This is a genomic window from Curtobacterium sp. NPDC089991 (assembly GCF_044748425.1).
Classification (GTDB): Bacteria; Actinomycetota; Actinomycetes; order Actinomycetales; family Microbacteriaceae; genus Curtobacterium.
Map to the genome: position 1 here is coordinate 394,182 of NZ_JBIVGB010000002.1, position 19,247 is coordinate 413,428.

The 19,247-nt window shown below is 71.1% G+C and carries 22 protein-coding genes; 8 read left to right on the plus strand and 14 right to left on the minus strand.

Annotated elements, in window-relative coordinates; all coding sequences use genetic code 11:
- Positions 1–17: 17 nt before the first annotated feature.
- A complete protein-coding gene (locus ACIPV1_RS07045) occupies positions 18–1,577 on the minus strand; it encodes an NCS1 family nucleobase:cation symporter-1 (protein ID WP_123338768.1) in 1,560 nt (519 codons plus the stop codon).
- 173 nt (positions 1,578–1,750) lie between these two features.
- Here ACIPV1_RS07045 and ACIPV1_RS07050 point away from each other — a divergent pair, with 173 nt between their 5' ends.
- On the plus strand, positions 1,751–2,506 hold the full coding sequence (locus tag ACIPV1_RS07050) for an SGNH/GDSL hydrolase family protein (RefSeq protein ID WP_221182563.1): 756 nt from the start codon (positions 1,751–1,753) through the stop codon (positions 2,504–2,506).
- 117 nt (positions 2,507–2,623) lie between these two features.
- Positions 2,624–3,211 (plus strand): VOC family protein, encoded by a 588-nt coding sequence (locus ACIPV1_RS07055; protein WP_123292003.1) that lies wholly within the window; start codon positions 2,624–2,626, stop codon positions 3,209–3,211.
- A gap of 4 nt (positions 3,212–3,215) precedes the next feature.
- Here ACIPV1_RS07055 and ACIPV1_RS07060 read toward each other — a convergent pair whose 3' ends face one another.
- From ACIPV1_RS07060 to ACIPV1_RS07070, 3 genes are all read right to left on the minus strand, one after another.
- The gene (locus tag ACIPV1_RS07060) at positions 3,216–3,719 is read right to left on the minus strand and encodes a GNAT family N-acetyltransferase (protein ID WP_123938546.1); all 504 of its coding nucleotides are present in this window, start codon (positions 3,717–3,719) and stop codon (positions 3,216–3,218) included.
- A gap of 4 nt (positions 3,720–3,723) precedes the next feature.
- Positions 3,724–5,127: an LLM class flavin-dependent oxidoreductase gene (locus tag ACIPV1_RS07065; RefSeq protein WP_220036386.1), complete on the minus strand. Its 1,404-nt coding sequence runs from the start codon at positions 5,125–5,127 to the stop codon at positions 3,724–3,726.
- 66 nt (positions 5,128–5,193) lie between these two features.
- Positions 5,194–5,562 (minus strand): VOC family protein, encoded by a 369-nt coding sequence (locus tag ACIPV1_RS07070; protein WP_123292001.1) that lies wholly within the window; start codon positions 5,560–5,562, stop codon positions 5,194–5,196.
- Positions 5,563–5,623: 61 nt separating this feature from the next.
- Here ACIPV1_RS07070 and ACIPV1_RS07075 point away from each other — a divergent pair, with 61 nt between their 5' ends.
- From ACIPV1_RS07075 to ACIPV1_RS07085, 3 genes are read left to right on the plus strand one after another with little or no spacing between them, the layout of a single operon-like run.
- On the plus strand, positions 5,624–6,088 hold the full coding sequence (locus ACIPV1_RS07075) for a MarR family winged helix-turn-helix transcriptional regulator (protein WP_402726019.1): 465 nt from the start codon (positions 5,624–5,626) through the stop codon (positions 6,086–6,088).
- A 52-nt stretch (positions 6,089–6,140) separates the two neighbouring features.
- A complete protein-coding gene (locus ACIPV1_RS07080) occupies positions 6,141–6,383 on the plus strand; it encodes a hypothetical protein (RefSeq protein WP_402726020.1) in 243 nt (80 codons plus the stop codon).
- A gap of 52 nt (positions 6,384–6,435) precedes the next feature.
- Positions 6,436–7,011, plus strand: coding sequence for an HdeD family acid-resistance protein (locus tag ACIPV1_RS07085; RefSeq protein ID WP_173169265.1), 576 nt, complete (start codon positions 6,436–6,438; stop codon positions 7,009–7,011).
- Between the two features lie 24 nt (positions 7,012–7,035).
- Here the strand turns inward: ACIPV1_RS07085 and ACIPV1_RS07090 are convergent, their stop codons facing one another.
- Complete coding sequence (locus ACIPV1_RS07090) at positions 7,036–7,605, minus strand: uridine kinase (protein ID WP_123938543.1); 570 nt, start codon at positions 7,603–7,605, stop codon at positions 7,036–7,038.
- A gap of 63 nt (positions 7,606–7,668) precedes the next feature.
- On the opposite strand from ACIPV1_RS07090, the gene ACIPV1_RS07095 reads away from it, so the two are divergent.
- The gene (locus tag ACIPV1_RS07095; RefSeq protein WP_208320966.1) at positions 7,669–8,100 is read left to right on the plus strand and encodes a GNAT family N-acetyltransferase; all 432 of its coding nucleotides are present in this window, start codon (positions 7,669–7,671) and stop codon (positions 8,098–8,100) included.
- A 16-nt stretch (positions 8,101–8,116) separates the two neighbouring features.
- The gene (locus tag ACIPV1_RS07100) at positions 8,117–8,269 is read left to right on the plus strand and encodes a hypothetical protein (RefSeq protein ID WP_165901119.1); all 153 of its coding nucleotides are present in this window, start codon (positions 8,117–8,119) and stop codon (positions 8,267–8,269) included.
- 7 nt (positions 8,270–8,276) lie between these two features.
- Here ACIPV1_RS07100 and ACIPV1_RS07105 read toward each other — a convergent pair whose 3' ends face one another.
- The 7 genes from ACIPV1_RS07105 to ACIPV1_RS07135 all read right to left on the minus strand — a co-directional run bounded on the left by ACIPV1_RS07105 (position 8,277) and on the right by ACIPV1_RS07135 (position 15,518).
- Complete coding sequence (locus ACIPV1_RS07105) at positions 8,277–8,744, minus strand: GNAT family N-acetyltransferase (protein WP_402726021.1); 468 nt, start codon at positions 8,742–8,744, stop codon at positions 8,277–8,279.
- A gap of 135 nt (positions 8,745–8,879) precedes the next feature.
- The gene (gene sufU / locus ACIPV1_RS07110; protein ID WP_402726022.1) at positions 8,880–9,329 is read right to left on the minus strand and encodes a Fe-S cluster assembly sulfur transfer protein SufU; all 450 of its coding nucleotides are present in this window, start codon (positions 9,327–9,329) and stop codon (positions 8,880–8,882) included.
- Positions 9,326–10,618 carry an aminotransferase class V-fold PLP-dependent enzyme gene (locus ACIPV1_RS07115; RefSeq protein ID WP_402726248.1) on the minus strand — a complete coding sequence of 431 codons (1,293 nt, stop codon included), beginning with the start codon at positions 10,616–10,618 and terminating at the stop codon, positions 9,326–9,328. The genes sufU and ACIPV1_RS07115 overlap by 4 nt, the downstream gene beginning before the upstream one ends.
- A 134-nt stretch (positions 10,619–10,752) precedes the next feature.
- Complete coding sequence (locus tag ACIPV1_RS07120) at positions 10,753–11,007, minus strand: antitoxin (protein ID WP_402726023.1); 255 nt, start codon at positions 11,005–11,007, stop codon at positions 10,753–10,755.
- 54 nt (positions 11,008–11,061) lie between these two features.
- Positions 11,062–12,345 carry a chloride channel protein gene (locus tag ACIPV1_RS07125; protein WP_123338757.1) on the minus strand — a complete coding sequence of 428 codons (1,284 nt, stop codon included), beginning with the start codon at positions 12,343–12,345 and terminating at the stop codon, positions 11,062–11,064.
- A gap of 60 nt (positions 12,346–12,405) precedes the next feature.
- Complete coding sequence (locus ACIPV1_RS07130) at positions 12,406–14,520, minus strand: alpha-galactosidase (protein ID WP_402726024.1); 2,115 nt, start codon at positions 14,518–14,520, stop codon at positions 12,406–12,408.
- Between the two features lie 14 nt (positions 14,521–14,534).
- Complete coding sequence (locus ACIPV1_RS07135) at positions 14,535–15,518, minus strand: magnesium and cobalt transport protein CorA (protein WP_243698069.1); 984 nt, start codon at positions 15,516–15,518, stop codon at positions 14,535–14,537.
- Positions 15,519–15,682: 164 nt separating this feature from the next.
- Here ACIPV1_RS07135 and ACIPV1_RS07140 point away from each other — a divergent pair, with 164 nt between their 5' ends.
- Positions 15,683–16,483 (plus strand): tryptophan-rich sensory protein, encoded by an 801-nt coding sequence (locus ACIPV1_RS07140; protein WP_402726025.1) that lies wholly within the window; start codon positions 15,683–15,685, stop codon positions 16,481–16,483.
- 101 nt (positions 16,484–16,584) lie between these two features.
- On the opposite strand, the gene ald is transcribed toward ACIPV1_RS07140, so the two are convergent.
- Positions 16,585–17,685: an alanine dehydrogenase gene (ald, locus tag ACIPV1_RS07145; RefSeq protein ID WP_402726026.1), complete on the minus strand. Its 1,101-nt coding sequence runs from the start codon at positions 17,683–17,685 to the stop codon at positions 16,585–16,587.
- Positions 17,686–17,813: 128 nt separating this feature from the next.
- Positions 17,814–19,202, minus strand: coding sequence for an FAD-binding oxidoreductase (locus tag ACIPV1_RS07150; protein ID WP_402726027.1), 1,389 nt, complete (start codon positions 19,200–19,202; stop codon positions 17,814–17,816).
- Positions 19,203–19,247 lie beyond the last annotated feature (45 nt).

Consider the following 19,247-nt stretch of genomic DNA (forward strand, 5'->3'; position numbering starts at 1 on the left):
TGGTGGTGCGGGGCGTGTCAGGCTCGTCCGACGGCGGCGCCGTCGTCGACCGTCGGGTCGTCCGAGGCGAGCTCCGGCATGCTCGGCCGGACCCGCTCGAGGCCCCAGAAGACCACCAGTCCCAGGCCGCAGCCGATGAACCAGCTGTAGTTGTTCAGCCCCGGCAGGATCCCGAGCGCGGGCGGCAGGACCGCACTGGCGACCGAGACCACCCCGGTGACGACGAGGGTACCGATGGCGTTCGGGTTGAAGCCGCCGCGGTACCAGTACCGGGCCGAGGTGTCCTTCGTGTACATGTCGTCGACGGCGATGCGCTGCTTCCCGACGATGTAGTACCCGGCGATCAGGATGCCGAACAGCGGGCCGATGAGGGCGCCGAGCACCCCGAGCGTGTACAGGATGGCCTGGTCGTTGCCGTACCAGTTCCACGGGGTCAGCAGCACGGAGCCGACCGCGGCGATCATGCCGCCGGCTCGCCACGAGATCTTGCGCGGAGCGACGTTCGAGAAGTCGAACGCGGGGCTGATGAAGTTCGCGACGATGTTGATGCCGACCGTCGCCGTGACGAAGGTCAGGCCGCCGAGCAGGATCGCGAACGGGGCGCCGATCGCCTGCACGGTCTCGATCGGGTCGGTGATGAGCTTGCCGAAGACCGGCACGGTCGCACTCGCACACAGCACGGTGAGCACCGAGAAGAACAGGAAGTTGATCGGCAGGCCCCAGAAGTTGCCCCGCTTGACGGACGCGAAGGACTTGCCGTAGCGCGAGAAGTCACCGAAGTTGAGCATCGGGCCGGAGAAGTAGCTGACCACCAGGGCGACCGCGGAGAGCATGACCGGGATCGACGCGCCGAACGAGAGCGGCTCCCCCACCGACAGCGTGAACGAGATGTTGCCGATGCCTGCCTGGCTGACGAGGTAGATCGCCAGCGCGATCATCACGACGTACACCGCCGGGCCCGCCCAGTCGATGAACTTCTTGATGGCCTCCATGCCCATCCAGAACAGGGCCCCCTGCGCGACCCACAGGATCGCGTACGAGATCCACCCGAGCGCCGACAGCCCCAGGAACGAGTGGTCGAGCAGCCCGGCCGAGGCGGGGATGAACTTCAGGAAGATGATGTTGAGCGACTGCGCGGCGAGGAACGTCTGCACGCCGTACCAGGCCATCGCGATCAGCCCGCGGATGATCGCGGGCACGTTCGCCCCGAGCACCCCGAACACCGCACGGTTGATGACCGGGTAGGGCACGCCAGTGCGCTGCGACGGCTTGGCGACGAGGTTGGCGAAGACCTGCACGATCAGGATGCCGACCACCAGGGCGATGAGCACCTGCCAGCTCGCGATGCCCAGTGCGAAGAGCGACCCGGCGGTGACGTAGCCGCCGACCGAGTGCACGTCGGACATCCAGAAGGCGAAGAAGTTGTAGCTCGTCCAGCTCTGCTTGCGCAGCGGGGCGAGGTCCTCGTTCGTGAGCGCCGGGTCGTACCCGGGCTTGACGACGCCGGCACCAGCGGGTGCGGCGGTCGTGGTGGGGGCGTGGGGCGCTGCGACGGGTGTCACGAGATCGGTAGCCATGGCGTCCTCCGAGGGAGTGGGGTGGGGAGGCGGTGATCGCCTCCACCACAGAAGTTAGGGAGCCTCTTCGCGCCCGCCGTTTCCCTCGTGTAACGGTCGTGTGTCGTGGTCGCTGTCCTGAAACGCTCGTTCCACACCAGAACGTGCACAGACATGTGCACGATGATGGCCGCATGCCCGACACCATCCGTTACGTCGCGATCGGCGACAGCTTCTCGGAGGGCATCGGCGACGCCGGCGCCGTACCGTTCCCCGGCTGGACCGGCCGACTCGCGAGCGGCATGGCCCGTGCGCACGACGCAGACGTCCGGTACGCCAACCTCGCGGTCCGCGGGCGCCTGCTCGCCGGGGTCCTCGGAGAGCAGCTCGACGCGGCTCTCGCACTCGACCCCGCACCGACGCTGATCACGTTCTGCGCGGGCGGCAACGACCTGCTGCGGCCACGGTTCGACGCCCACGCCCTCATCGCACCACTCGAAGCGGCGGTCGACACGGTCCTGGGCCGCGGGGTCCGGCTGGCGCTGCTGAGCCCCGCCGACCCGAGCGCACGACTCCCCCTCGGACGCCTCATCAACGCGCGCGGCGACGCCTGGGCGGACGCCCTCGCCGACCTCGCCGACCGGTACGACCTGCCCTTCGTCGACGTGTCCCGTGATCCGCACCTGCGCCGTGCCGAGTTCTGGTCCGAGGACCGGCTGCACATGAACGACACCGGCCACCAGCGCGTCGCGGACCTCGCCCTGCACGCGATCGAGGACGGACCGGCACCGATCGAGCCGGCGTCCGAACAGACCGGCCGCACCCGACTCTCCGAGGAACTCCGCTACTACCGCGAGCACGTCCTGCCCTGGGTAAAGCGCCGCGTCACCCGGCGGTCCTCGGGCGACGGACGCTCGGCAACCTACCCGGCGTGGACCCCCGTCGACTGATCACGCACGATCGCGGCGGTTCTCCGCACGCGTCCCGCGCTCCGCTTGTCCTCCCCCGCGAACAGCCGTTCTACTCGGGTGATCCACGTCCGAGCCGAACTCAGGGGAGACGGCACCATGCACACTGCGCCACGCCCATCCGGCACCACCGCGACACGTCCTGCAACCGTCACCACCCCGACGGGCACCCCCAGCACCGCACACGGCATCGACCACATCGGCCTCACCGTGCCCGACATCGACCAGGCCACCGACTTCTTCGTCCTGGGACTCGACGCCGTCCCCCTGTACGACCGGTTCCTCCGGAGCGAACCGCTCCGCGGTGAACCCGACGTCCAGCGGCGCCTCGGCATCCCGAAGACCATGGCCCAGGGGGCACTGCGTATGCTCGCGCTGCCGAACGGGCCGGGACTCGAGCTCTTCGAGTACCACGGCCCCGACCAGCGCCCGGCCGTCCGCGCGAGCGACCTCGGCTGGCAGCACGTGGCGTTCTACGTCGACGACATCGACCACGCGCTGTCGCACATCGAGACGGCGGGCGGCCAGCGGTACGCCGACCCGCGTGACCTCGGCGGCAACGAGGGTGGGTTCGGCAACCGGTTCGTGTACGTCGGAACGCCGTGGGGATCGACGATCGAGCTGATCACCTACCCGAGTCGGCAGTCGTACGAGGACCACGCCCCGCGACCGAAGTGGCGCGTCTGACGGTTCAGCGCGCCGGGGCCGTCGCGATGTACGTCCGCGTCGGCCCGCCCGTCAGGGCGTGCGGGAACTCGACCCCGTCCGCCCGGAACCCGCCGGCTTCGTAGAGCCGCAGCGCTCGCTCGTTGCCGGCGAGTGCGTGCAGGACCACCGCGGGGTGTCCCGCCGCCGACGCCGCGTCGACCGACGCGGCCAGGAGCGCACGCCCGACACCCCGCGCCTGCACGTCCGGGCGGACGGCGAGCAGCGACAGGTAGGCGGCGTCGGACGGGTCGGTCGACCGCCCGGACCCCGGCGCCGTCACGAGCGCGAAGCCGTCGATCGCACCGGCCGCTCCGACAGCGACGAGCAGGGCGACCCGAGGCACGGCGAACTTCGACGCCGCGCGGGCTCGCACCGCCTCGGATTCCGGCACGCCGTCCCGTGCCGCGACCGCTGCGACCCACAGGTCGACACACGCCGACACTTCGTCCGGGGCCGCTGGACGCACGGACACGGACGGTTCGATCACCCGGTCAGCCTACGACCGCGCTGCTGCCGATCCTGAACGACGCCCCACGGTGCTCGTCGGGCAGCCGGTCACCGCGGCCGTGCAGCTTGTGCCGCAGCGAACCGGGCTCGTAGCCGGTCGGGTACGCCCCGCGCGCCCGGAGTTCGGGGATGACGAACTCGATGACGTCCTCCCACGTGCCCGGCGTCACCGCGTACGCCAAGTTGAAGCCGTCGACGTCGGTGAGCTCCTGGATCTCCTGCAGGCGGTCGGCGATGGTCGCTCCCCCGCCGACGGCGACCGGCCCGAGTCCGCCGATCGCGGTGTGCCGGGCGAGGTCGCGGATCGTCCACGAGCTGCCGTCCTCGCCGGTCGCCGCCGCGATGTTGGCCGCAGCCGACTGGATCGCGTTCGACTCGACATCGCCGAGGGGCTCGTCGAGGTCCCACTGCGACAGGTCGACGCCCATCCAGCCGGAGTTGAGCACCAGGGCACCGAGCTCCGACGCGTACGACAGGTAGTCCTCGTACTTCGCCTGGGCCAGCTCGTCGGTGGCGTCCGTGATCACGGTGAGCAGTGTGTAGACGCGAGCGGCGTAGCGGTCGCGACCAGCTGCCTCCAGGGCGTCACGGACCTTCGCGACGGTCGACGCGAGCTGCTCGACGGTCGGTGCGCCCACGAAGACGGCTTCGGCGTTCTCCGCTGCGAAGCGGATGCCGCGCGGCGACGCGCCCGCCTGGTAGATGACGGGCGAACGCTGCACCGACGGCTCGGACAGGTGGATGCCCGGCACGTCGAAGTGCGTGCCGTGGTGCTCGATCGGGTGCACCTTCGCCGGGTCCGTGAAGACCCCGGACTCGCGGTCGGCGACGACCGCGTCGTCCTCCCACGAGCCCTCCCACAGCTTGTAGAGGACCTCGAGGTACTCGTCGGCCACGTCGTAGCGGTCGTCGTGCGACAGCTGGTCGGTCTGCCCCATGTTCCGCGCGGCGCTCGGCAGGTACCCGGTGACGACGTTCCAGCCGACGCGCCCCTTGGTCAGGTGGTCGAGCGTGGAGATCCGCCGGGCGAACGGGTACGGGTGCTCGTACGCGGTCCCCGCCGTGATCCCGAAGCCGAGGTGCTCGGTCACCGACGCCATCGCCGACACCAGCAGGATCGGGTCGTTGACCGGCACCTGCGAGCCGGTGCGGAGTGCGGCCTCGTTCGAGTCGCCGTACACGTCGTACGTGCCCAGCACGTCGGCGATGAAGATGCCGTCGAACGCCCCACCTTCGAGCGTCTTCGCCAGGTCCGTCCAGTACGTCAGGTCGCGGTAGTCCCGCGATCGGTCGCGCGGGTGCCGCCACAGCCCGGAGGACTGGTGGGCGACGCAGTTCATGTCGAACGCGTTGAAGCGGATCTGCCGGGGTTCGCTGCTGCTGGTCACGCTTGGCGACGCTACGTGCGGGGTCTGCGTCCGTCATCCATCGTGACGAAGCGTGACGGCCGCAGCTCAGGCGCGGTCGTGGAGCGTGACCTGGTAGCCGTCCGGGTCGGCGAACGTGAACGTCCGGCCGAACGGGCCGTCGATCGGTGCCGACACGATCGTGTGGCCGTCGGCCACCAGGGCGTCGTGGATGGCCTGCACGTCGGTCGCGTGCAGCCAGATCGCCGCGCCGATGCCCGGCTGCGAGACCGCGTCGAGGTCGGTGCCGGGGACGACGTCCCGCAGCGCGAAGGCGATGGGCGTCGTCTCGAAGACGACGGCGTGTGGCGGGCCGGCCTGGGAGCGGACGAGACCGAGGTACTGCTCGTAGAACGCCTGCGACGCCGCCAGGTCGCGGGTCTGCAGGGAGATGAAGTCGGGGCCGGTGACGGGCATGTGGTGCTCCTTCGGTTGTGTCAGTCTTCTGACACGGAGCAATCTATGTCAGACTCCTGACATGAGTCAAGACGGTATCGACCTCGAGACGTCCCTCGGGTACCTGCTCAAGGAAGCCGCGAGCGCGCTCCGCGCCGCGATGGAGGCCGTGCTGCGCCCACTCGGCATGACGATGACGCACTACTCGTGCCTCGAACTCCTGGCACAGCGGCCCGGGCTGTCGAACTCCGAGCTCGCACGCGGCGCCTTCGTCACGCGGCAGTCGATGAACGTGCTGCTGCAGGCCCTGGAACGGGACGGCTTCGTGACGCGGGCCACCGAGGCGCCGGTGGGCAAGGCGCTCCCGACGCGGTTGACGGCGAGCGGGCGGGCGAGCCTCGAGCTCGCGAGCGCGGCTGTCCGCGGCGTCGAGGTCCGGATGCTCGACGGGTTGTCGGGTGAGCAGCAGGTGGCGGCGCGGGGGGCGCTGCGCAGCATGGTGCGCTCACTCCGCCGCACCACCAACGACGAGGCCGACACGGTCTGAGGACGCGCTACCCTTCGACCGGTATTGATGTATCTCTCGAAGGGAACCGTTCGTGCACGAGGACTTCACCGGCCTGTACCTGTCGAGCCTCTGGCTCAGCGTCGCGATGCTCGCCGGCGGGTACGCCCGGACCCGGAACCGATCGGCGTGGACCTGGTTCCTCCTGACGCTGCTGTTCGGCCCGCCCGCGGTGCTGCTGCTCGTCACGTGGCCAGCGCGTCCGCCACGCCGCATCAACCCCGCGCGGACCGATGCGTCCGTATCGGCACCGGACACGGGCAGTTCCGAGGAGTAGCCCTGACGCAGAAGCGCGCAGGACCAGATCCTCTCAGGGAAGGGCGGACGCCATGGCGCTGCAGGACGACGTCGTCACCGACGTCGGCGGGGATCGACGACTACGGACCGCGCTGCTGATCGTCGGCATCGTGGCGGTCCTCGTCGGTGTCGCCTCACTCGTGCTCCCGCACGCGACGCTGTTCGCGGTCGCGTGGGTGTTCGGCATCTACCTGCTGGTGTCCGGCCTGTCGATGATCGTCCGTGCGTTCGCCCACGGGATCGGCACCGGCCGCCGCATCGGCTTGGTCGTCCTCGGTGCGCTGATCCTCGCCGGGGGCATCGTGGCGCTCGTCGCCCCGCCGGTCGGGGTGCGGTGGATCGCGTTCGTGATCGGCTTCGCCTGGCTGGTCGAGGGCATCACCCTGCTCTACGCCCCGACACCGACGAACCGTGCCCTGACGATCGGCGCCGCGGTGCTCAGCATCGTCATCGGCGTGCTCGTCATCAACCTGCCGTCCATCGGGGCAGCGCTGGCCGTCGTCGCCATCGCGGGCTTCCTGATCCTGTTCGGCATCGTGCAGATCGCCCTCGGGGTCACCGTCGGACGCGCTCACCGGTCCGCCACGACCGCCGGTCGAGCGGCCTGACCACGGCCTCTGTGCGGGGGTTCGTCACCCGTCGAAGACGACGTCGGCAGCGTCCCTCGGGGCGAACTGCGCTTCAAAGTCGCGTTCGTTGGGGATCCACACGTCCTGCCACAGGTCGTCGTGGTCACGTCCGAGCTGGCGGTCGCGGGCCATGCCGCGACGAGCGGCGGTGTGGAGGTCCACGTCGCACCAGACCGCCACGTCGATGTGCGGCATCGCGTCGGGGTGGAAGAGGCCGATGAGGTCGACGACCACGACGTCCGTCGTCGGCAGTGGCTCCGCGGGACCGAGTGCCCGGACCGACCAGTCGAACCGCTGGAACGTGCTCGCTCGCCCCGTCCGGTGCGGTTCGAGGACGGACGACGTCAGACGCTCCCGATCGACACCGTCCCAGTCACCCGACCGCCGGTGGGACCGCTCCGGATCGAGGAAGTCGTCTCCACGGATCCGCACCGCGCCCGGCACCGTCCCGGCCAGACTGCGCGCCAGCGTGGACTTCCCGGAGCCGCAGTACCCCGAGATGCCGACGACGATGGGGTGCCCGGCCGAGGCGCGGCGTGCCGCCACGAGGTCGATGACACCGTCCTGATCCATCGGACCAGGGTACGAGCCGATCACCAGCACGGGATCCACGCCGACGACTCCTAGGCTCGACGGGTGGACGTCACACTGCGGAACAGCATCCCCGAGGACATCGAGTGGCTCGTCGAGCTGCGTGCGCAGGTCCTCCGTGCCGACCTGGAGCGTCTCGGCCGCTTTGACGCGGTCCGGGTCCGCGGGCGGATGCGTGATGCCTTCGCGCCCGAGCACACCCGTGTCGTCGTGGTCGACGGCCGCGATGTCGGCTCGATCGCCACACGGATCGACGACGACACCTGCTGGGTCGAGCACTTCTACCTCGCGCCGGAGGTCCAGGGGCGGGGCGTCGGATCGACAGTGCTCCGGACCGTCCTGGCCGAACCCCACGCGGGTGCGACGCGACTCAACGTCCTGCAGGGCAGCGCCGCGCGCCGGCTCTACGAACGGCACGGTTTCGTCGTCGACACCGAGGGCGACGTCGACGTCTTCATGACGCATCGTCACGTCTGAACGATAGGTTCGCCGCATGAGCCACGTCCTGCGATCCATCGGCCGGGTGGTGCTGACCACGCTGCAGTACCTGGCCGCCGTACTGAGCGCCATCGGTTCCGGCGGTGCCACCGCACCGGCCCAGCCACCTACCCGATCCACGAAGCCGCGAGACGAGTACCGCCCCTGAGCCGGGGCTACAGCACCTTCGCGTACCAGCGGTCGGAGTACGGGTCGTCGTTGAACGGCGCCACCCGCACGAAGCCGAGCCGTTCGTAGAGGGCACAGGCCTCGGCGAGCTCGGCCCGGGTGTCGAGACGCAGCGACGTGATCCCGCGCGCTCGGCAGACCTCCTCGACGTGTCGCAGGAGTGCCGAACCGACACCCCGACCGCGGCGATCCGGCAGCGTGAACACCTTCGTCAGCTCACCGACGGCAGCCACGAAACGCACGCCGGCACACGCGACCACCGCTCCCCCGTCCGAGGCGACGACGAACAGCCCGGAGTCCCCTTGCAGGTCGTCGAAGGGCTCGTCGAGCATCGCGCGGTCGACCTCGGCCGGCGTCGCCGCTCGCCCGTACCACCGCGACGCGACCTCGTTCAGGTAGTCCCGCACGATCGCGTCGGCCCGGCCTGCGCCGGGTCGCTCCGTCTCGAAGATCATCGCGCTCCTTGAACAGGCACACCGTTCAAGCCCTCCGGGGCCCGGTCGGCGACCGACTGCGGTCGGGAGGCGCGGGGCGGGCCCGCCACGGGCCTCCTGGCCGTCACGTGGTCGCGATCGCGAGCCGCACCCGGCTCAGCGGGACGCCGTCGCCTCACGCGCGGCGGCTTCCGCCGCGACCCAGGCGAGCATGCCGCACTTGACTCGCATGACGAACTTCGAGACGCCGTGGAAGGCGATGAGGTCCTCGAGGGCGTCCTCGTCGGGCTCGCCGACACCGCGGGAGCGCATCATCGTGCGGAACTCGTCGGTCAGTGCGAGGAGCTCCGGGACCGTGCGGCCGACGGCCATGTCGGTGAGGACCGATGCCGAGGCCATCGAGATCGAGCAGCCGTCGCCCTGCCAGGCGAGACCGGCGATGCGGTCGGTGCCCGGTTCGAGACGGATGCGAACGGTGATCTCGTCGCCGCACGTGGGGTTGCGCTCGAAGTGGGCGGCGTCGGCGTCGGGCAGGTCACCGTCGCCGTGCCGGGCCTCGGCGTGGTCGAGGATGACCTGCTGGTACAGGCTGTCGAGGGAGTTCATGCGGTCGCTCCGAAGTAGCCGCGGACCTCGCCGACGGCCGCGATGAACCGGTCCACGTCGTGCTCGGTCGTGTAGACGTAGGTGCTCGCGCGGCTGGTGGCGACCAGGCCGAGGCGGCGGTGCAGGGGTTGGGCGCAGTGGTGCCCCGAGCGGACGGCGATGCCCTGCGCGTCGAGGTACTGCGAGACGTCGTGGGCGTGCACGCCGTCGACGTCGAACGACACCAGGCCCGATCGCGGGACGCCGACCGGCGGACCGACGACGCGGATGCCGGGGACGGCGGCCAGGCCGTCGAGCATGCGCCGGGCGAGGTGCTCCTCGTGCGCGCGGACACGCTCCATGCCGATGCCCTGCAGGTAGCGGACGGCCTCGGCCAGGGCGACGGCCTGCGACACGGGCTGCGTGCCGGCCTCGAACCGCTCGGGGGCCGGCATGAACTCCGACGCCTCCATGGTCACGGTGGTGATCATGGACCCGCCGGTGCGGAACGGGGGCAGCGCGTTCAACAGCTCGCTGCGGCCCCAGAGCACGCCGATGCCGTTCGGACCGAGCATCTTGTGCCCGGAGAACGCGGCGAAGTCGACGCCGAGCTCCTGCACGTCGAGCGGCCGGTGCGGCGCGGACTGGCAGGCGTCGAGGACGACCAGTGCGCCGCGGGCGTGGGCGAGACCGACGATCTGCTCGACGGGGGCGACCATGCCGGTGACGTTGGAGACGTGCGCGAACGCGACGACCTTGGTGTGGTCGGTGATCAGGGCCGCGGCGTCCTCGGCGGTCCAGGTGCCGTCGTCGGCGACCGGGACCCAGCGGAGCGTCGCACCGGTCAGCGCGGCGAGTTCCTGCCAGGGCACGAGGTTCGCGTGGTGCTCGGCCTCGGTGACCAGGATCTCGTCGCCCGGTCCGATGCGGAAGCGAGCGGCGTCGACCCCGCCGCGGCCACGGCTGGCGTTCGCGATGCCGTAGGCGACGAGGTTGAGGGCGTCGGTGGCGTTCGCGGTCCAGACGACCTCGCTCGGACCGGCAGCGCCGATGAAGTCGGCGACGGTGGCGCGGGCATCCTCGTAGGCATCGGTGCTCAGGGCCGCGAGCGTGTGCGCGCCGCGGTGCACGGCGGCGTTGTCGTGCTCGAGGAACCGGCGCTCGGCGTCGAGGACCTGGGTCGGGCGTTCCGCCGTCGCCCCGGAGTCCAGGTACGCCAACGGTTGCCCGTTCACGTCCTGCGCGAGGATCGGGAAGTCCGACTTGATCGTCTCGACCTCGGCCTCGGTGAGCGGCTGGTTCGGCGCCACGACTGTCACGTCTCGTCCTCCTGGTGTTGCTGTCCGGAGCAACCCGTCAATGGTGGCCGTTGTTCCCGACGGCGTCCAGTCGGCACGGCAACGGCCCAGGACCACGCCGGGTCCTGGGCCGTCGCACGGTGGGGCTACTCGTTGCCGATCTTCTTGTCCGCAGCGTCGCGGGCACCGTCGATCTTGTCGTCGTACTTGCCGCCGGTGGCCTTCTTGACCGCGTCGGCGACGCCCCCGAGGACCTGGTCGCTGATGTCCTCGGCCTTCTCGCTCTTCAGGGCGTCCTGGACCTTGTTGTCCTTCAGGAAGTCCTGGGCCTTCTTCGTGATGTCGTCGAACCCCGCCATGGCCTGCTCCTCAGCTCGGTGCGGAGCCCGTCGCTCCGTCATGCCGCAGATCGTAGGCCGCAGAACCGTCGTCTGTCCCGGACCGTGACGAAGTGTTCACACCATCTGTGCGCTGCGTCGACGTGCCAGGACGTACCCGACCGCGACCGCCCCGGACACCGCGAGGAGCGACGGGATGAGGATGTCGGTGCCCTCCTGGGTGAACTCGACCACCAGGACGAGCGCCGTGAACGGGGCCCGCATCGTGGTCGCCAGGAACGCCGCTGCGCCGACGAACGCGAAGGCCGCCAGGCCCGGGCCGTCAGCCGGCCAGAGCAGGAGCCACGCGCCCCCGAGGCCGCCGCCGATCGCCGAACCGATCGCGATCGATGGTGTCAGGGTGCCGCCGACCGCGCCGGCACCGATCGTGGCCGACGTGGTGATCGTGCGGACGACGCCGAGCAGCAGGAGCAGCACGATCGGCGCCAGGCCGGCGACGGTGTCGTCGTCGAGCGAGGCGTTCATCGCGACGATGCCCAGCGCCCGCCCGTTGCCGAGGATCTCGGGGAACGGCACCGCGATGAGCCCGACCATCGCGAACACCACCGGCAGCACGACGAGCAGGTGCCAGCCCTTGGGCGCGATGCCCTGCAGCCGGTTGGTGAGCTTCACGAACCCGACGCCCGCCAGGCCGAGGACGGGCCCGACGATGATCGCCCAGACGAGCAGCGACGGCGACATGTGCATCGCCGGCACGTGGTAGAGCACCTCGTCCGGGATCACGAGCCGGGCGACGAACGCGGCGACGGCACTCGTGGCGAACGCGGGCAGGGCCGTGGCGAAGCTGATCTCGCCGAGCAGGACCTCGACGGCGAAGAGCGCACCGCCGAGCGGGACGTCGTACACCGCGGCGAGGCCCGCTGCCGCTCCGCAGGCGACCAGGATCTTCGTCTCGCGCGGGGTGAGACCGGCACGACGGGTGACGAGTTGGGAGAGCCAGGCGCCGACCTCGCGCGGGGCGACCTCCTTGCCGATCGAGGCGCCGAGCCCGACCGCCAGGATCTGCACGCCGGCGTTCGCCAGGGTCGCGAGTGCGGGCATCCGCTTGCCGCCGACCGCCGCGGTGACCGACACGATCGGACGCCCCCAGCGCCGGAGCGCCCACCAGGCGAAGCCCGTCAGGACACCGGCGGCCACGAGGGCGAGGAACCGGTTCAGCGCCGACGGTGCGTCCGCCGCCTCGAGGTGCCCACCGAAGCCGTACCCGAAGGCCACGAACTGGATGAGCTGCAGCGCGAGCCACACGGCGATGCCGGCGATGCCGCCGGAGACGCCCACCAGGGCGGTGACGACGGCGAGCTTGAGCGCCCAGACGGGGGTCGCGTGTCCGGAGCGCGGCATGTCGGAAACCCTAGCGGCTCCGATCACCGGCACCGGGCCTCCCGGTCGTCCCACCTGCCGTCAGACGGCCGTCAGACGGAACGGGACCACGCAGTCGGCGGGCATGAGCGGCGGGTGCAGGCCGACCGTGCCGAGCACCCGACCGCTGAACACCCGTGCGCCGCTCCACCAGTCCGGCCGGACGATCCCGTGCCCGTCACCGACCACGATCGGGTCGACGCGGTACGAGACGTCCGGGTCGAGGTCGCGGAAGGTGACCCGACCGGTGCCGGACACCTCAGACCGCCCGATGCTCGCCAGGAAGAAGACGGCCTGCTGCCGGTCCGGCGTGACCGTGCCGTACACGAGCCGGGAGTCGTCGACCTCGTCCATGCGCACCAGGTCGCCGCCGTGCAGCAGCCCGCGCAGCTCCTTGTACAGCGCGATCCACTCGGCCAGCGACGCCGACTCCTCCGCCGTCGCCTCGGTGAGGTCCCACTCGATGCCCAGGTGCCCGACGAGCGCGGTGCCGGCCCGGAAGGCCAGGTCGTGGACGCGGCCCGTCGAGTGGTTCCTGCCGCTCGCGATGTGCGCGCCGAGGAGTTCCGGGGGCAGGAGCTGCTGCGTCCACCGGTGCATCTGCTGCCGCTCGAGGGGGTCGATGTCGTCGGACACCCAGACGCGGTCGGTGTGCTCGATCACGCCGAGGTCGACCCGGGCGCCGCCCGACGCGCACGACTCGATCTCGAGCGTCGGGAAGCGCTCCTTCAGGGTCGCCATCAGCCGGTACGTCGCCAGGGTTTGCTCGTGCACCGCCGCGCCGCCACCGGGGAACCCGGCCTCCACCAGGTCGCGGTTGTGGTCCCACTTGACGTACTCGATGCCGTACTCGCCGATGATCGCCGTCATCCGCTCGAGCACGTACTCGTACGCCTCGGGGATCGCCAGGTCGAGCACCTGCTGGTCGCGGGACCGCATCGGCAGTCGGCCGTCCGCCTGCATGATCCACTCTGGGTGGGCGCGGGCGAGGTCGCTGTCCTCGTTCACCATCTCGGGTTCGAACCACAGGCCGAACTCCATGCCGAGCGCCCGGACACGGTCCACGATCGGCCCGAGCCCGTCGGGCCAGACGTCCTCGTCGACGTACCAGTCGCCGAGCCCGAGGTGGTCGTTCCGGCGGCCGCGGAACCACCCGTCGTCGAGCACGTACCGCTCGACCCCGAGGGCCGCGGCGCGCTCCGCCAGGTCGGTCAGCCGGGCGAGGTCGTGGTCGAAGTACACGGCCTCCCAGACGTTGATCGTCATCGGCCGCGGCGTCGTCGGGTGCTGCGGCCGGCTCCGGAGCCACTGGTGGAAGCGTCGGGCCTGCTCGTCGAGCCCGTCACCGTGGGCGAACCACACCCACGGCCCCTCGTACGTATCGCCCGTGCCGAGCCGGACCTCACCCGGCAGCAGCAGTTCGCCGCCGCCGATCACCTGGCGCCCGGTCGACAGGCGTTCGGCGTGGTGCCGGTGGTTCCCGCTCCACCCGGTGTGCACGCCCCAGACCTGCCCGCGGGCGAAGCCGAAGCCGGGCTCCCCCACCGTCAGGACGGTCGCGGCGTCGGCGCCGGTCCGGCCCTTCCGGCTCTCGCGCTGGTGGGTACCGACGACGAGCTCGCGGCGCTGCGGGGTGCGTTCCTTGCCCCATCGACCGGCGAAGTCCAGGACCTCGCGCGCACCGGACGGGATCGGCATCGCCACCGTCAGGTCGTCCACCGTGTAGACGCCGTCGGCGGTGTTCGTGACGGCAGCCCGGGCACGGACGAGTCCGGAGACGAGCACCTCGATCGTCAGCCGGACGGCGAGCCCCGCGGTGTCGTCGGCAGCCTCGGCCGTGACGGTCGTGTCGGTCACGTCGAGCGACCGCACGGTGAACGCCGGCGACCAGTCGTGGCCGTCGCGGTGTCCGGCCAGGCCGGGTCGTCCGCTCCACCCGCGGTTCGGCTCGGGCAGCACGGCGACACGGACGGGGTCGTCCATCTCGTTCTGGGCCACGGGGGCGACGTCCGCGTCGGCGAGTGCGACGAGCGCGTCGTCGTCGAGTGGCCCGAGAGCTGCTCCCCAGTGCACCACCGCGGGCAACGCGTGGTCACGGCAGTCGAGGACGAGGGAGACGCCCCCGGCGGTCAGGTGGACGAGGTCGTACGAGGTCACGGCCCCAGTCTTCCTCAGAACCAGCGCTTGACCTTGAACACGACCCACAGGATCGCGGCGAACAGGACCATCCCGACGATCGACAGCGGGTAGCCCCAGGTCCACGTCAGCTCGGGCATGTGCGTGAAGTTCATGCCGTAGATGGCGGCGATGAGCGTCGGGGCGAACAGGATCGCCGCCCAGCCGGAGATCCGCTTCGTGTCGTCGTTCTGCTTCTGCGCCGCCAGGGTGGAGTCGACGGTCAGCGCGTTCTGCAGCAGCTGCCGGAACGTGTCCAACCGCTCCACCGTGCGGATGGCGTGGTCGAGGACGTCGCGGAACCGGCGCTGCATCTCGATCGGCAGGTGGTACTTCTCGGCGCCGCGGTGCAGGTTCTCGATGATGTGGATGAGCGGGCGCGCCGCACGCTGGAAGTCGACGACCTCGCCGAACAGTTCGTAGATGCGCCGCGAGACCCCGGCCTCGCCCGCGAACAGCTGGTCCTCGATCTGGTTGATGTCCTCTTCCAGCCCGTCGATCACCGGCACGTAGCCGTCGACGATCGTGTCCATGAGCGCCCAGAGCTGCGCCTGCGGTCCGACCGTCACCAGGCCGGGCTTGCCGCTCATCCGCTGCAGCGCTCGCGGGACGGTCGGCTTGCCGCGCGGGTCGGCCTTCACCACGACGAGGAAGAAGTCCTCCCCGACGAAGGCGTGCACCTCGCCGAACGCCACCTCTTCCTGCCCGTCGTTGTAGAGCGCGGGCTTGAGGACCACGAAGAGCGTCGAGCCGTACCGCTCGAGCTTCGGTCGCTGGTGCCCCTCGGCGGAGTCCTCGACCGCGAGCTCGTGCAGGCCGAGCGCGACCGCGACGTCGCCGAGCTCCTGCGCGTCCGGTTGGTACAGCACGATGCACGCGCTCGCGCCCTGCTCGTCGAGCATCCGGAAGGTGTCGTCCAGCGACGGACTCGCCATCGGGGCGATCCGGTCGACGTACACGGTGTTCATCTCGACGCTCACGCGACCACCGTACGCAGGTGACCGGCTTTCGGACGGGAGGCCCGTGGCGGGCCCGCCACGGGCCTCCAGTCCGCCGTCCCCCACAGGCTGAACGCACGCTGCGCGCCCGACAGGACCGCCCGCCTACGGTGCAGGTCATCAGCATGCTGACGAAGGGAACGGTCATGAAGAGGATCTGGAAGCGCATCGCAGTCGGCGTGAGTGCCGTCGTCGCGGTGGTCGGGGCGTTCGTCGGGTCCGGCGCGGCCGGCGGGACGCCGATCCAAGACGCTGCCGGCGGAGCACTGTCCGCGTCGTCGACCGCCATCGCACCGGACGGCCCGGCGTTCTCGATCTGGAGCGTCGTCTACGTCGGCCTCATCGCCTACGCCATCCGCCAGCTCTTCCGCACGTCGGACGATGACCGGCACGCGAAGCTGGCGGTGCCGGCGATCTTGTCCCTGCTGCTCAACGCGGCGTGGATCCTGTCGGTGCAGTTCGGGTTCCTGTGGGCGAGCGAGCCGATCATCGTGGCCCTGCTCGCGGTGCTGGTGTGGACGTTCACGATCCTGCGACGGACGAAGCCCTCCGGCGTCGTCGAGGCGATCGTCACCGACGGCACGTTCGGCCTCTACCTCGGGTGGGTGTGCGTCGCGACGGCAGCGAACACGGCCGCGGTGCTGACGGCAGCGGGCTTCCGGGGCTTCGACCTCGGGCAGGACGTCTGGGGTGTGCTCGTCGCAGCGGTGGCCGGGCTCGTCGGGCTGCTGCTGGCGGTGTGGGGTCGGGGTCGCCTGGCGCCGATGCTCTCCCTGGCCTGGGGGCTGGCGTGGGTGGCGGTCGCGCGGCTCGACGGTCCGCTGGTGTCGACGCCGACCGCCGTGGCCGCGGTGGTCGCAGCCGCCGCGGTCGTGGTGGTGACGGTCGCCGTGCGGGCGCGTGCGGGCTGGTCCGGCGCGCGTGGCCTGGCGGCGCGCACGGCGTAGCCAACATTCGCGCTCAGCGACAGTTCACGGCCGCGAGGCTGCGTGAACTGTCGCTGAGCGCGAAACAACGCGCGCCAGCGCCGGGTCCGCAGGCGGCCGGCCTACCGCGCGGACGCCACGAGGCCGTGCGCGGCCGCCACGGCCTCGTTCGTGACCTGGCCGGCGTGCACGTTCAGGCCGAGGGCGAGCGACGGGTCGGCGGCCAGCGCGGCCTCCCACCCGCGGTCGGCGATCGCGACGGCGTACGGCAGCGTCGCGTTCGTCAGCGAGATCGTGCTCGTGCGCGGGACGGCACCGGGCATGTTCGCCACGCAGTAGTACACGGTGTCGTGCACCGCGAACGTCGGGTCGTCGTGGGTGGTCGGGTGCGAGCCCTCGAAGCAGCCGCCCTGGTCGATCGCGATGTCGACGAGCACCGATCCCGGCCGCATGTCCGCGACCATGGCGTCGGTGACGAGCTTCGGCGCGGACGCCCCGGGGATGAGCACGGAACCGATCACCAGGTCGGCGTCCCGCAGGGCTTCCGCGATGGCGTGCGCCGACGAACGCAGCGTCGTGATCCGCCCGTCGAACCGGGCGTCGAGCGCGCGCAGGCGGGGCAGGCTGATGTCGAAGACCGTCACGTCGGCCCCCATGCCGAGCGCCATCGTCGCGGCGTGCTCGCCTGCGACGCCACCGCCGATCACGACGACGCGGCCCTTCGGCGTGCCGGGCACCCCACCGAGCAGCAGCCCGCGTCCGCCGTTCGTGCGCATCAGGTTGTAGGCGCCGACCTGGGCGGACAGCCGTCCGGCGACCTCGGACATCGGCGACAGCAGGGGCAGCGAGCGGTCCGGCAGCTGGACGGTCTCGTAGGCGATCGCGGTGGCCCCGGAGTCGATGAGTGCATCGGTCAGCGGGCGGTCGGCCGCCAGGTGCAGGTACGTGAAGAGCACCTGGCCCGGACGGATGAGCGGGTACTCGGACGCCACCGGCTCCTTGACCTTCGGGATCAGCTCGGCGCGCGCCCAGACCTCGGCGGCGGTGTCGACGATCTCGGCGCCCGCGGTGCGGTACTCGTCGTCGGGGAACGCCGACCCGGTGCCGGCGCCGGCCTGCACCAGGACCTGGTGGCCGTGCAGCGCCAGCTCCGCGACACCCGCCGGGGTGGCCGCCACGCGGTACTCGTTGTTCTTGATCTCGGTGGGGACGCCGATGCGCATCGCAGACTCCTTCGTGGGTGGTGCTCTCGTCCACACCATTCAGCGCCGGATTCGTTGCGGTGACGTTACGGCCGAAGATCCTGACGACGCACGGCGCATCCGTGCGATGAGATTCGGCGATCAGTCGCTCAGAAGACCTTGCCCGGGTTCAGGATGCCTGCCGGGTCGAACACCCGTCGGATCCCCCGCTGCAGCTCGAGCACGTCGTCGCCGAGCTCGTCACCGATCCACCGACGCTTCAACACCCCCACGCCGTGCTCGCCGGTCAGTGTCCCGCCCAACTCGATCGCGGCACGGAACATCGCATCAGCGGCGTCCCAGACGTGAGCCGGCACCTCGTCGCCGTCGAAGACGAAGTTCGGGTGCAGGTTGCCGTCGCCGGCGTGCGCCACGGTCGGGATCGGGACACCGTGTTCGCGACCGATCTCCTCCACGCGGGCGAACATCTCGGCGAGCCGGCTGCGCGGCACCGCGACGTCCTCGATGAGCACCCGGCCTCGCGACTCCATCGCGGCGTGGAAGGACCGGCGGATCGTCAGCAGGCGCTCGCGTTCCGCCGCCGACCCGGCCAGGTGCACGGTTCCGCCCTCGGCCTGGAGGCGCGGCATGGCTCCCAGCGCGGCCTCGGTCGCGCCCGGACCGTCGAACTCCACGAGCAGGAAGACCCCGCCCGCCGCGGTGCTCCCCACCGTCTCGACGATCACTTCGGATCCCAGGTACGCCGCGATCCCCTCGAGGGCCAGGGCGTCCAGCAGCTCGACCGTCGACGGCCGGTCCGCTCCCGCCACCACGGCCGCTGCCGCGGCGGCGGCCTGCTGCACGGTCGGGTAAACGGCCCCGAGGGTCGCAGGCTCCCCCGCCGGGATGGGCACGAGCCGGACCGTCGCGCCGACGATGACGCCGAGCGTGCCCTCACACCCGACGAGCAGCGCCGTCAGGTCGAGACCGGTCACGCCCTTGACGGTGCGGTGGCCGGTCGACACGAGCCGGCCGTCCGCCAACACGACGTCGAGGCCGAGCACTGCCTCGCGCGTGACGCCGTACTTCACGCACCGCAGGCCACCGGCGTTCGTGGCGATGTTCCCGCCGACGCTCGCGATCGCCGCGCTCGCGGGGTCCGGTGCGAAGCGCAGCCCGTGCTCGGCGACGGCGGCGTTCAGCGCACCGTTGAGCACGCCGGGTTCGACGACGGCGAGTTCGTCCTCGACGGACACCTCGACGATGCGGTCCATCCGCGCGACGCTGAGCACCACCGTGCCCTCGGTGCCGTTCGCGCCACCCGCCAGACCGGTGCCGGCGCCGCGCGGGACGACGGGGACGCCCAGGGCCGAGCAGGTCCGGAGCGTCGCCTGCACGTGTTCGACGGTGCGGGCCTCGACGACGGCGACCGGACCGCCGGGTGCGATCCAGCCGGACTTGTCGGTCCGCGTGGCGTCGAGCACGCCCGGTTCGGTCCGGACGACGGTGCCGTCGGGGTCCTGCAGTGCGGAGCGGAGCGCGGTGACGACGGTGTCCATGTCGTCACGCTACCGCCGCCGGGTGGACTCCCCGGCCCGGTGCCC